This is a genomic window from Klenkia terrae, from assembly GCF_900491935.1.
GTDB classification, from domain to species: Bacteria; Actinomycetota; Actinomycetes; order Mycobacteriales; family Geodermatophilaceae; genus Klenkia; species Klenkia terrae.
Genome location: NZ_UEXK01000004.1, coordinates 2,312,899 through 2,325,030, shown reverse-complemented (window position 1 = coordinate 2,325,030; position 12,132 = coordinate 2,312,899). Strand labels below are relative to the sequence as shown.

Below are 12,132 nucleotides of genomic sequence, written 5' to 3'. Positions count from 1 at the left end.
CCGACCGGGAACAGACCACCCCGCGCCCGCACTGGAAGGGGTATGCCGATCACCACGCGCGAGGTCCAGCTGGTCGCCCGCCCCCACGGCGAGCCCGTGCCCACCGACTTCGCCACCGTCGAGCTGCAGCGCCCGGACCCGACCGAGGGCCAGGTCGTGGTGCAGAACCTGGCCATGTCGGTGGACCCGTACATGCGCGGCCGGATGAACGCCGGCCCGTCCTACGCCCCCGCCTGGGAGCTCGGCGAGACGATGCAGGGCGGCGCGGTCGGCCGGGTCGTGGCCTCCCGCTCGTCCCGGGTGCCCGAGGGTGCGCTCGTGGTGAGCAACGCGGCCTGGCGGGACGTCGCCGTGCTCGCCGACACCGAGGTCTCGGTCCGCCCCGACGCCGACGACGTCCCGGTGACCTGGCACCTGGGCGTGCTGGGCATGCCCGGGCTCACCGCCTGGGCCGGGCTGCACCGGCTGGCCGCCTTCGAGCCCGGCGACGACGTCTTCGTCTCCGGTGCCGCGGGCGCCGTGGGCAGCCTGGTCGGCCAGTTCGCCCGGCTGTCGGGGGCCGGCAGCGTCGTGGGCAGCGCCGGGACGCCGGAGAAGGTCCGCTGGCTGACCGAGGACCTCGGGTTCACCGCCGCCTTCGACTACCACGACGGACCGGTCGCCGACCTGCTCGCCGCCGCGGCCCCCGGGGGCATCGACGTCTTCTTCGACAACGTCGGCGGTGACCACCTCGAGGCCGCGATCGGCGCCTTCCGGGAGCACGGGCGGGCTGCGCTGTGCGGCGCGATCTCCGGCTACAACGCCGTCGAGCCGCCGGCCGGACCGCGCAACATGTTCCTGGTGGTGGGCAAGCGGCTGAGCCTGCGCGGGTTCATCGTCGGCGACCACGCCGACCTGCGCCCGCAGTTCACCGAGGCGGTGACCGGCTGGCTGCGCTCGGGCGAGCTGACCGCCCGGGAGACCGTCCGCGAGGGGCTGGACGCCGCCGTCCCGGCGTTCCTGGACCTCCTGCGCGGCGGGAACACCGGGAAGATGCTCGTCAGGTTGTGAGCGGCAGCTGCGCCGGGGCCGGTGCGACCGGCTCCGGCCGGCCGAACAGGTAGCCCTGCGCGTAGGTGCAGCCCAGCGCGGCGAGGGTGTCGCGCTGCAGCTCGGTCTCCACGCCCTCGGCCACCACGTCCAGCGACAGGCTCCGGGCCAGCTCGACGATGGAGGCCACCAGCGTGGTCGCCGCGCCGCCGCGGGCCAGGTCGGTGATGAAGCTGCGGTCGACCTTGACGATGTCGGCGGGCAGCTGGCGCAGGTAGGACAGGCTCGAGTAGCCGGTCCCGAAGTCGTCGATGGCGATGCGCACCCCGAGGTCGCGCAGCTGCTGCAGCCGGGCGCAGACGGCCACCAGGTCGTCGGCCAGCACGCTCTCGGTCACCTCGAGCACCAGCCGCTCGGCCGGCAGACCGCTGTCGGCCAGCGCGGCCCGGACCGTGCCGACGAAGTCCTGGTCGGCCAGCTGCACGGCCGAGACGTTGACCGCGACCTTGCTCGGACCGCACTCCCCGCCCAGCCCGGTCACCGCGTCGCGGGTGGCCTGCCGGAGCACCCAGGTGCCCAGCGCCGTGATGGCACCGGTCTGCTCGGCGATCGGGATGAACTGCAGCGGCGGGATGGGTCCCCGGGGGGGGTGCCGCCAGCGGAGCAGCGCCTCGTACCCGCCCGCCTGCCCGCCGGGCAGGGTGACCACGGGCTGGTAGTGCACGGCGAGCTGGTCGCCGGCGGCCATCGCGGCCGTCAGGTCCTCGGCGAGGGCGGCGCGGTCGGTGACCGCCTCGGCCATGCCCGGCACGAAGCTGACCACGCGGTTCCGCCCGGTCGCCTTGGCCTGGTACATCGCCAGGTCGGCGTTGCGCAGCAGCTCCTCGGCGTCCCGCCGTCCGGCCGTGCCCGTGGTGGCCACGCCGATGCTGGCGGTGACGGTGACCGGACGACCGGTGAGCTGCACCGGCACCCGCATGGCCGCCTGCAGCCGGCGGGCGACGTCCGAGGCGTGCGTGGCCACCCCCGGAACCAGGACGGCGAACTCGTCGCCGCCGAGCCGGACCACCAGGTCGTCGGCGCGCACGCCGGTCCGCAACCGGTCGGCGACCTCGACGAGGAGCTGGTCGCCGAACAGGTGGCCGCGCCCGTCGTTGACCGCCTTGAAGCCGTCGAGGTCCAGGAACAGCACGCTGAGCGGGCCGTCGTGGCGGAGCAGGCGGGCGGTGGCCTCCTCCAGCCGGCGGCGGTTGCCCAGCACGGTGAGCGGGTCGGTGCGGGCCCGGTCCTCGGCGAGCTGCCAGGTGCGGTGGTGCACCAGGCAGACCAGGAGGGTGGCGACCACCGGCAGCAGGTCGTAGGGGTCGGTGCGGCCCGGGTGGTAGACGACCACGCCGAACTCGGCGACGGCGACCACCACCGCGGTGGGGACGATGACCCAGTCCTGGTACAGCGCGCTGACCGCGATGGCCAGCAGCATCCAGCTGAACGCCTCGCCCTGGCCGGTGATCGGCACGAGGGTCGCGGCGCCCACGGTCAGGCTCAGCGTGGCCAGCACGGTGCGCAGCCGGGCGGGCCAGCCGGCCCGGGTGGCGAGCACCGCCGGCAGCCCGGCGAGCAGCAGCACCGAGGACGCCGGTCCGCGGCCGTGCCCCAGCGCACCGGTCAGCAGGGCCAGGGCCACCGCCTGGGTGAGGGCGGCGCGGACGATCCAGCGGTGCCGCAGCTCCCACTCGGCCGCGGCCAGGGACGTGCCCGCACGCCAGCCACCGAGCCACGAGGTCATGCCCCCTTCTCGGCACAGCGGTGCGGATCACACAGCCCAGGAGGCCGGTGATCACCCTTCGGGGGTGCGGGCGAACCGGTTCCGGCCGACCATCGAACGGTGCCCGTGACCGACCCGCAGCTGGAACGCCACCCCGTCGACGGCGAGACCCGGGGGGTGGCCCTGTTCTGCCACGGCGGGACGGCCGCCAGCCAGGCCCCGCCCAAGGACCGGGCGCTGTCCCTGGTCCGGATGCGGGCCTTCGAGCGCTTCGTGCGCGACGACCTGGGCGGCCGCGGGGTCGAGACCGCGCTTGTCCGCTACCGGGTGGCGGGCTGGAACGGCGAGGCCGCCGACGCCTACCAGGACGTGCACTGGTCGATCGAGGCGTTGCGCGCCGACCTCGGCAAGGACGTCCCGATCGTGCTGGTCGGGCACTCGATGGGCGGCCGGGCCGCGCTGAAGGCCGGCGGCGACCCGCAGGTGACCGCCGTCTGCGCGCTGGCCCCGTGGACTCCGCCCGGCGAGCCGGTGATGCAGCTGCGCGACCAGACCGTGGTGATCCTGCACGGCTCGGGCGACCGCTGGGTGCCCGCCAAGCTGTCCGCGGACTTCGCCGTCCGGGCCCGCCGGGCCGGTGCGCGGGTCGCCCGGTTCACCACCCCCGGCGGGCACAGCATGCTGCGCGGCGCCCACCGCTGGCACGGGTTCGCCCGCGACGTCGTCCTGGCCGGCACCGGTCTCGAACCGATGCGGGCCGACGTGGCGAACGCTCTGCAGCTGCCGAGCCCGGAGGGTCTCGCGGTCCCGCTCTGACTCGTCGGTGGGGTACCGCACGGCACCCCGACTGCCGAGGAGAAGAAGATGTCCGCCGTGCGCAACCGACCGACCGCCGCCGTCGTGGGATCCGGGGTCTCCGGGCTCACCGCCGCGCACCTCCTGCAGCGCACGCACGACGTGACGCTGTTCGAGACCGACGGGCGGTTGGGCGGGCACGCGCACACCCACGACGTCGAGACCCCCGACGACCGGGTCATCCCGATCGACACCGGGTTCATCGTGCACAACGAGCGCACCTACCCGAACCTGCTGAAGCTCTTCGCCGAGCTCGGGGTGGCCACCCAGCCGACCGAGATGAGCATGTCGATCGTCTGCGAGGGCTGCGGGCTCGAGTACGCCGGGGCCCGCGGCCTGCCCGGCGTCTTCGCCCAGCGCAAGCAGCTGGCCAACCCGGCCTACCTGCGGATGCTCGTCGAGGTGAAGAAGTTCCACCGGTCGGCGCACCGGCTGCTGGAGCTCGCCGGCGCCGACCACGAGCGCGGGTCCGGCGGCACCGGTGAGTTCGACGGGCTGACCCTCGGCGCCTTCCTGGCCCTGGGTGGCTACTCCGACTACTTCGTCCGGCACTTCATGGTCCCGGTCGTGTCCTGCGTGTGGTCCTCGGGGACCGGCACCTCGCTGCAGTACCCCGCCCTGTACCTGTTCCGGTTCCTGGCCAACCACGGGATGCTCTCGGTCTCCGGCTCCCCGCAGTGGCGGACGGTGACCGGCGGCTCGCGGGCCTACGTGGAGAAGGCGGCCAAGGGCCTGACGGCGGTGCAGACCGCGACCGGGATCCGGACGCTGACCCGGCACGTGGACGGCGTCGAGCTGGTCGACGTCGACGGCGAGCGGCACGAGGCCGACGTCGTCGTGGTGGCCACCCACCCCGACCAGGCGCTGGCCCTGCTCGGCGACCCGACCGACGACGAGCGCGCCGTCCTCGGGGCCTTCTCCTACTCGCGCAACGAGACCCTGCTGCACACCGACACCTCGATCATGCCGGCGGCCGCGGCGGCCAAGGCGTCGTGGAACTACCGGATGCCCGGCTGCGCGACCGACACCTCCGCCGTCCAGGTGACGTACTGGATGAACAAGCTGCACGCGATCGACGAGCCGGTGGACTACCTGGTGTCGCTCAACGCCGTCGACCGGGTGGACCCGGGCACCGTGCTGCGCCGGATGGTCTACGACCACCCGGAGTACACCCCGACCTCGGTCGCCGCCCAGCGCCGGCTGCCCGAGCTCAACAGCGGACGGACGGCGTTCGCCGGGGCCTACCACGGGTGGGGCTTCCACGAGGACGGCTGCGCCTCGGGCGTGCGGGCCGCGGAGTCCCTCGGCAGCGGCTGGTGACCGCCGTCCGACCCGCGACCGTCGACTGGAGCCCGACCACGCTGCCGGCGCTCTACGACGTCCGGGTCGGGCACCGCCGCTCGCACCCGCTGGAGAACTCCTTCGAGTACGGCGGCTACCTGTGGGCCGTCGACCTGGACGACCTGCCGGTGCTGCCGCGCGGGCTGCGCTGGGCGGCCCGGTTCGACGCCGCCGACCACCTCGGCGAGCCTGCCGACTCCATCAAGGCCAACGTGGTCCGGTTCGCCGGCCTGCACGGCGTGGACGGCGTCGTCCGGGTGGTGATGATGGCCAACGCGCGCAGCGGGCCGCACGTGTTCAACCCGCTGTCGACGCACTGGTGCTACCGGGCCGACGGATCGCTGGCCTGCATCGTGGCCGAGGTGCACAACACCTACGGGGAGCGGCACGCCTACCTGCTGCACCCCGACGAAGCCGGGCGGTCGGAGGCGGAGAAGGACTTCTACGTCTCGCCGTTCAACACCGTGGACGGCCGGTACCTCATGCGCTTCTCCGGTCCGGGCGACCAGCTGCACGTGACGATGGCGCTGCAGGTGGGCGGGCGGACGCCGTTCGTGGCCACCCTGCGCGGCACGGCGCGGCGGGCGACCACGGGGGCCGTCGTCCGTACGATCCTGCGCTGGCCGTTCATGAGCCTGTGGGTGGCCGCCCTGATCAGGTGGCAGGGGATCCGGCTCTGGGCGCGCAAGTTGCCGGTGGTCCCCAGGCCGACGCACGATCCGGTACCGGGGGTGGGTACGAACACCCCGCGGAAGCATTCCCTTGAAGCGATCGAGGACAGGTCATGACCACGGTGCACCACAACGAGAGCCGGACCGAGGACGCACGGTTCCCCGTGCCCCGCCCGGACGAGGCGCACTGGCCCGGCCTGGCGACCCCGCCGCGGTCCCCGGTGCGCGCGGCCGTGGCCGAGCGGCTGTTCCGGCACGCGGTGTCGACGCTGCCGGTGCGGGTGGTCTTCCCCGACGGCACCGTGCTGGGCTCCGGTGACCGGCACGCCCCGGTGATGCGGCTGGTCCGCCCGGCCAACGTCTTCCACCGCCTGGGCGCCGACGCCAAGATCGGCTTCGGCGAGGCCTACATGACCGGCGACTGGACGACGGGGCCTGGCACCGACCTCGCCGACCTGCTCAGCCCGTTCGCCGCCCGGATGTCCTCGCTGATCCACCCGGCGCTGCAGCGCATGCGGCACCTGGTCGAGCGCACCCAGCCGATGGGCGAGGTGAACACCAAGGAGAACAGCCGGCACAACATCAGCCGGCACTACGACCTGTCCAACCAGCTCTTCGAGACCTTCCTCGACGAGACGATGAGCTACTCCTCGGCCTGGTTCGAGCCCGGCGACTCCCTGGTCGACGCCCAGCTGCGCAAGATCGACGGCGTGCTCGACCTGGCCCGGGTGGGCGAGGGCATGAGCGTGCTGGAGATCGGCTCCGGCTGGGGCGCGCTGGCGATCCGCGCCGCCCAGCGCGGCGCCCGGGTGACCACGCTGACGCTGTCGTCGGAGCAGCAGGCCCTGGCCCGGGTGCGCGCCGAGGACGCCGGGGTGGCGCACCTGGTCGACGTCCAGCTGTGCGACTACCGCGACGCCCGCGGCCAGTACGACGCCGTCGTCTCGGTGGAGATGATCGAGGCGGTCGGCGAGGAGTTCTGGGCCACCTACTTCTCCGCGCTGGACACCTTGCTGGCCCCCGGCGGCCGGGTCGGCCTGCAGTCGATCACCATGCCGCACGACCGGATGATGGCCACCCGGCGCAGCTACACCTGGATCCACAAGTACGTCTTCCCCGGCGGGATCATCCCGTCGATCCGGTCGATCGAGGACAACCTGGCCGCGCACACGACGCTCTCGGTCGTCGAGCGCCGGGACCTGGGCCCGCACTACGCGGTCACCCTGCAGATGTGGCGCGAGCGCTTCATCGCGGAGTGGCCCTCGCTGGAGGGCGCCTTCGACGGCACCTTCCGCCGGATGTGGGAGTTCTACCTCGCCTACTGCGAGGCCGGCTTCCGCAGCGGCTACCTCGGCGTCAGCCAGCTGGGCCTGGCGAGGGACCCCTTCCCCCGCTGACCGCCTGGTAGCTCGGCACGGATCCTGCGCATCCCGCGGCCGGAGTGCGCAGGATCCGTGCCGAGCTGATGTGCACAGGGATGTGGGCTGTCCACAGATCGTCCGCGAGCGCCCTGCGGAGGGGGTGTTCGCTGCACGGTCGGACCCGTGACCACCGACCTGCACGTCCTCCTCGGTCCCACCGGGGTCCGGCCCACCGCCCAGGTGCTGTGCGCCGCCGACCCGGGCAGCATCAGCCGCTGGGTCGGTGCCGGTCGGCTGGTCCGCCCCCTTCCCGGCGTGCTCGCACTGCCCGGTGCAGCCGACACGTGGCGCGGCCGGGCTGCGGCCGCCGTGCTGTGGAGCGGCGGGCAGCTGACCGGGCGGACCGCGCTCACGCTGTGGGACCTCCTGGGCCACCCCGGCGCACGCACCCACGTGGCGGTGGGCCGACGCCGGCACGTCCCGCCGGTGCCGCCGTGGCTGCGCGTCCACCGGACGACCGTGCCGGAGTGGTCGGTGGTCGACGGGCTCCCGCTCGTGACCGCCCGCCGGGCACTGGTCGACGCCTGGGGCGAGGCGCACGGACGGTCGGGCTCACCGGAGGCGGTCCGGGTGGCCCGGGAGGCGGTCATCGGCGGGGGCCGCCGTCGCGAGGTGTCGGTGGCCGGCGTGCGCCGTGAGCTCGCCCGCCACCCGGTGCTGCCGGGACGACGAGCGCTCGCGGACCTGCTCGAGCTGGTGGGCAGCGGATCGCACAGCGAGTTCGAGATCTGGGGCCTGACCCACCTGTTCGACCTCCCCGGTCTGCCGACCGTCTCCCGCCAGCACCCGGTGGCGACGTCGATCGGGACGATCCACCTCGACGGGGCCCTGGAGGAGGTGAAGCTGGGCTTCGAGCTGGACGGGGCCGCGTACCACCGGGCACCCGACCAGCGCGAGCGCGACCTGCGCCGGGACGCCGCGGCCCTGGCCGAGGGCTGGGCGGTGCTCCGCATCAGCCACCGCCGCGCCCACGCACAGCCCGACACCTGCCGCGCAGAGATGGCCAGCGCCTTCCACGCCCGCCGACGCTGAGGCTCGGCGTGGTCCCTGCGCATTCCGCGTCGGGAGTGCCCATGATCCGTGCCGAGCTAGACGGGTGCGGGAGGCGCAGGCCACCGGCCTACCGTCTGCGGCGTGCGGACACGGGGTGCGGTCGGGCTGGTCGTGTGGATCTTCACCGTCGTGATGCTGGGCGGGACGGTGCCGGCGCCGCTGTACCCGTTCTACGTGCGCTCGCTGGACCTGTCCGAGCTGCAGGTGACGATCGTCTTCGCCGCCTACGCGGTGGGCACGCTGACCGCGCTGCTGCTGGGCGGCGGGGTGTCCGACCGGCTGGGCCGGCGCCCGGTGCTGGTGCTGGCGGTCGGCATCGCGGTGCTGTCCACGCTGGTCTTCCTGCTCGCCCCGACGCTGCCGGGCCTGCTGTTCGCGCGCGTGCTGTCCGGGCTGTCGGTCGGCCTGACCACCGGGACGGCGACCGCGGCCATCGCCGAGCTGCACCCCGACCGCCGGACGGCGACCACCCTGGCGACCGTGGCCAACATGGGCGGCCTCGGCCTGGGCCCGGTCGTCTCCGGCCTGGTCGCCCAGCACCTGCCCGGCCCGACGGTCGGCCCCTACCTCGCGTTCCTGGTCCTGTTGCTGCCGGTGCTGGCGATCGGGCTGGTGCCCGAGACCCGCCCGCGCACCGAGAGCCTGGCCGGCGCGATGCGGCCGCAGCGGCTGTCGGTCCCGCGCGCGACCCGGGCCCGGTTCGCCGCGGCGGCGGTGGGCGGGTTCGCGGCCTTCGCCGTCCTGGGGCTGTTCACCTCGCTCACGTCCTCGTTCCTGGGTCAGGAGCTCGGCGACCCGGGCCCGCAGCTGGTCGGGTTCTCGGTGGCGGTCATGTTCGCCGCGGCGGTGGCCTGCCAGCTGCTGGTGCAGCGCTGGGACCCCGACCGGGCCGCGCTCGTCGGCGCCGCGCTGCTGCCGACCGGCACCGCCCTCGTCGTGGTGGCGCTCGCCGTCGGGTCGTTGCCGCTGTTCCTGCTCTCCGCGGTGGTCGGCGGCGCTGGGGTGGGCTTCTCCTTCCAGTCCGCCGTCTCGCGGGTGGGCGGCCTGGCCTCGGCAGACGAGCGGGCCGCGGTGACGTCGAGCTTCTTCGTCGTCGCCTACCTCGGCATCACCGTGCCGGTGGTCGGGGTCGGCGAGATCGCCACCGCGACCTCGCTGACGACCGCGGCGATCGCGCTCGCCGTCCTGGTGGTCGTGCTGTCGGCGGCCGCGGCGCTGCTGACCCGCCGGCACCCCACACCGGTCCGCGGCTAGCTGCGCCAGGCGCCGGGGCTGGTGCCGTAGCGCCGGCGGAACGCGGTGCCGAAGCCGTGCACCGAGGCGTACCCGACCCGCGCGGCGACCGACGTGACCGGCAGGCCCCGCTCGAGCAGCGCCAGCGCCGCCTGCAGCCGGGCACGGCTGCGCCACTCGGTCCAGGTCAGCCCGGTGCCGGTCACGAACGCCCGGCGCAGCGTGCTCTCCCCCGCCCGCAGCCGGGCCGCCCAGTCGGCGAGCGGGGTATCGTCGGCGGGGTCGGCCAGCAGCCGGGTGGCGACGGCGGCCGCGCGGGGGTCCTCGGGCAGCACCACCCCGTCGTCGGCGACCGCGGCGCCGGCGACCTCGTGCAGCACGAGCGCCAGGGTCGGCGCGGCGACCGGGCCCTCGCCGCCGGTCTGGCCCAGCGCGAGCAGCAGCTCGCGGAGCAGCCCGGACACCGCGACCACGGTCGGTCGGGTCCAGGGCAGCGGGCAGGCGTGCGGCCAGACGTAGAGGCAGTGCAGCGCGGCCGGCGGCCGGAGGACGACGTCGTGCGGCACCCCGCCGGGCACGAACAGGGCGCGGGACGGCGGCAGCACCCACGAGCGGCCCCCGGCCACGGCCCGCGCCGACCCGGCCGCCGTCCACACCAGCTGGTGCTGGTCGTGCCGGTGCAGCCCCCAGGCGCCGCCCTCCTCGGTGTCGAACGCGCACGTCCAGGCGTCCCGCTCGGCCGACCCGGGGTGGTCGTCGGTCACGACGTCGTCGAGGGCGGTCACCGGGCCTCCTGAGCGCTGGGCGTCGTCGTCCGGGCGCTGGCGGACTGTCCTACGATGATAGGGCAGCCTAACCTCAGCGGGCCGTTCCGTCATCGTCCCCTGGAGCTCCCCGTGCGCCTGCCCACCACCCGCCTCGCCGCCGTCGCCCTCGCCGGGCTGCTGCTCGCCGGCTGCGGATCGTCGACCGAGGACGGCGGCGCGGACGCCCCCGCGGGCGGCGACGGCTTCCCGGTCACCGTGGAGCACGCGTTCGGCAGCACCACCGTGGAGTCCGAGCCGACCCGCGTGGTGAGCGTCGGCTACACCGAGCAGGACACCCTGCTCGCCCTCGGCGTCGTCCCGGTCGGGGTGACCGAGTGGTACGGCGAGCAGCCGTACGCCACCTGGCCCTGGGCGCAGGACGCGCTCGGGGACGCCGAGCCCACCGTGCTCACCACCGACGACGGCCTGCAGTTCGAGGCCATCGCCGCGCTGGACCCCGACCTCATCGTGGCGACCAACGCTGGGCTTGAGCAGGACGACTACGACACCCTGTCGGCCATCGCCCCGGTCGTCGCGCACTCCGAGGAGGCGTACTTCGAGCCGTGGGACGTGCAGACGATCGCCATCGGCACCGCGCTGGGCAAGGCCGAGGAGGCCCAGGAGCTGGTCGACGGGATCAAGGACCGGTTCGCCGACGAGGCGGCCGCGCACCCCGAGTTCGCCGGCACCCCGGCGGTCTTCCTGCAGAACGCGGTCTACGAGGGCGACCTGATCGCCTACCAGGAGGGCCTGTCGACGGCGTTCCTCACCGACCTCGGCTTCACGGTCCCGGCGGTGCTCTACCAGTTCGCCACCGAGGGCCAGGCCTACGTCCCGCTGGAGCAGGCCTCGGTGCTGGACGAGGCCGACGTGCTGATCTGGGGCACCGAGTCGCCGGCGGACCGGACGGCGCTGGAGTCGCTGGGGGTGTACCGGTCGCTGCGGGCGGTCCAGGGCGGCAACCTGGTCTTCACCGACGGCACGCTGGCCGGGGCGATCTACTTCACCAGCCCGCTGTCGCTCCCCTACCTGCTCGACGAGCTCGTGCCGGCGCTGTCCACCGCCGTCGCCGGGGATCCGTCCACCATCCCGTCCTGACGGAACGTGACCGTCCGGTCATCATCTCCACCGATCGAGGGACCCTGCTCGGCCTCCACGGAACGCTGCCGTCCGGTTGACTATTCGTAGTCGCCCGATGACCGTGCGTGGAGGTGAGCAGGATGTCCGGATTCCGTCGCCCTGCCCACCTGTCCCGCACCGCCGGCCGGGTCCTCACCGTCGCCGGCCTCGGCGTCGGCCTGTGGCTGGCCGGTCAGGCCGCCGCCTCCGCCTCGGCCGAGGAGCCCGCCGCCGGCACTCTGCTGTCGGGCATCACCACCCCGGTCGCCGACCTGGTCGGCCAGGTCGCCGCCCCGGTCTCGCAGGTCGTGGCCCCGGTGACCACCCCGGTCGCGCAGGTCGTCGCCCCGGTGGCGCAGACCGTCGCCCCGGTGGCCCAGGCCGTCGTAGCCCCCGTCGCACCGGTCGTCACGCAGGTCGTCGCACCTGTCGTGGCGCCGGTGGCCCAGGCTGTCACGCCGGTGGCGCAGGCCGTCGCGCCCGTGGTTCGCGCAGCGGCGCCGGTGGTGGCCGCCGTGCAGCCCGTCCTTGATGCCGTCACCCCGCTGACCAGGGCACTCACCCCCGTCACCGGCGCCCTGAGCCCGGTCACCGAGGCCCTGTCCCCCGTCGTCGACGCCCTGGCTCCGGTGGTCGACACGCTCGCGCCGGCCACCGCGGCGCTCGCCCCGGTCGTGGACCCCACCGCCCTGCTCGCCGGCGCCGGCGCCGGCCTGGTGGTCGCGATGACCACCGCCGGCTCGGCCACCGCACCCTGGGCCGCCGGCACCTCGACCACGACCACCACCCCCACCACCACCGCCGTCCCGGCCACCCCGGCCGCGCCCGCGGACTCCCCC

At 74.6% G+C, this 12,132-nt stretch carries 11 protein-coding genes; 9 read left to right on the top strand and 2 right to left on the bottom strand.

The genetic code is table 11. The annotated features are described in order from the left end of the window. Positions 1–42 precede the first annotated feature (42 nt). Complete coding sequence (locus tag LFA75_RS11835; protein WP_225233836.1) at positions 43–1,050, top strand: NADP-dependent oxidoreductase; 1,008 nt, start codon at positions 43–45, stop codon at positions 1,048–1,050. Here the strand turns inward: LFA75_RS11835 and LFA75_RS11830 are convergent. After that, positions 1,040–2,815, bottom strand: a complete 1,776-nt coding sequence (locus tag LFA75_RS11830; RefSeq protein ID WP_225233835.1) for a putative bifunctional diguanylate cyclase/phosphodiesterase — start codon at positions 2,813–2,815, stop codon at positions 1,040–1,042. The two genes, LFA75_RS11835 and LFA75_RS11830, sit on opposite strands and share 11 nt — an antisense overlap. Before the next feature lie 105 nt (positions 2,816–2,920). On the opposite strand from LFA75_RS11830, the gene LFA75_RS11825 reads away from it, so the two are divergent. The 6 genes from LFA75_RS11825 (at position 2,921) to LFA75_RS11800 (ending at position 9,389) form a co-directional block, all read left to right on the top strand. Continuing rightward, positions 2,921–3,610 (top strand): alpha/beta hydrolase, encoded by a 690-nt coding sequence (locus LFA75_RS11825; RefSeq protein WP_225233834.1) that lies wholly within the window; start codon positions 2,921–2,923, stop codon positions 3,608–3,610. A 48-nt stretch (positions 3,611–3,658) separates the two neighbouring features. Then, positions 3,659–4,969 (top strand): NAD(P)/FAD-dependent oxidoreductase, encoded by a 1,311-nt coding sequence (locus LFA75_RS11820; protein WP_225233833.1) that lies wholly within the window; start codon positions 3,659–3,661, stop codon positions 4,967–4,969. Next, positions 4,966–5,778, top strand: coding sequence for a DUF1365 domain-containing protein (locus LFA75_RS11815; protein WP_225233832.1), 813 nt, complete (start codon positions 4,966–4,968; stop codon positions 5,776–5,778). Before LFA75_RS11820 ends, LFA75_RS11815 begins: the two co-directional genes overlap by 4 nt. Beyond that, entirely contained in the window at positions 5,775–7,058 is a 1,284-nt protein-coding gene (locus LFA75_RS11810) for an SAM-dependent methyltransferase (protein ID WP_225233831.1), read from the top strand. Before LFA75_RS11815 ends, LFA75_RS11810 begins: the two co-directional genes overlap by 4 nt. 147 nt (positions 7,059–7,205) lie before the next feature. Further along, the gene (locus LFA75_RS11805) at positions 7,206–8,114 is read left to right on the top strand and encodes a DUF559 domain-containing protein (RefSeq protein WP_225233830.1); all 909 of its coding nucleotides are present in this window, start codon (positions 7,206–7,208) and stop codon (positions 8,112–8,114) included. Positions 8,115–8,216: 102 nt separating this feature from the next. Continuing rightward, entirely contained in the window at positions 8,217–9,389 is a 1,173-nt protein-coding gene (locus LFA75_RS11800) for an MFS transporter (RefSeq protein WP_225233829.1), read from the top strand. Here the strand turns inward: LFA75_RS11800 and LFA75_RS11795 are convergent. Beyond that, positions 9,386–10,153, bottom strand: a complete 768-nt coding sequence (locus LFA75_RS11795; RefSeq protein ID WP_225233828.1) for an AraC family transcriptional regulator — start codon at positions 10,151–10,153, stop codon at positions 9,386–9,388. The two genes, LFA75_RS11800 and LFA75_RS11795, sit on opposite strands and share 4 nt — an antisense overlap. A gap of 111 nt (positions 10,154–10,264) precedes the next feature. Here LFA75_RS11795 and LFA75_RS11790 point away from each other — a divergent pair, with 111 nt between their 5' ends. Beyond that, positions 10,265–11,272, top strand: a complete 1,008-nt coding sequence (locus LFA75_RS11790) for an ABC transporter substrate-binding protein (RefSeq protein WP_225233827.1) — start codon at positions 10,265–10,267, stop codon at positions 11,270–11,272. A 122-nt stretch (positions 11,273–11,394) separates the two neighbouring features. After that, on the top strand, positions 11,395–12,132 hold a 738-nt coding region (locus tag LFA75_RS11785; RefSeq protein WP_404820939.1), incomplete at its 3' end, for a hypothetical protein.

What these genes read in the sequence shown, in the direction of transcription:
- LFA75_RS11820 (WP_225233833.1), top strand. Translation starts at nt 3,659, where the DNA reads ATGTCCGCCGTGCGCAACCGACCGACCGCCGCCGTCGTGGGATCCGGG.
- LFA75_RS11835 (WP_225233836.1), top strand. Translation starts at nt 43, where the DNA reads ATGCCGATCACCACGCGCGAGGTCCAGCTGGTCGCCCGCCCCCACGGC.
- LFA75_RS11830 (WP_225233835.1), bottom strand. Translation starts at nt 2,815, where the DNA reads ATGACCTCGTGGCTCGGTGGCTGGCGTGCGGGCACGTCCCTGGCCGCG.
- LFA75_RS11810 (WP_225233831.1), top strand. Translation starts at nt 5,775, where the DNA reads ATGACCACGGTGCACCACAACGAGAGCCGGACCGAGGACGCACGGTTC.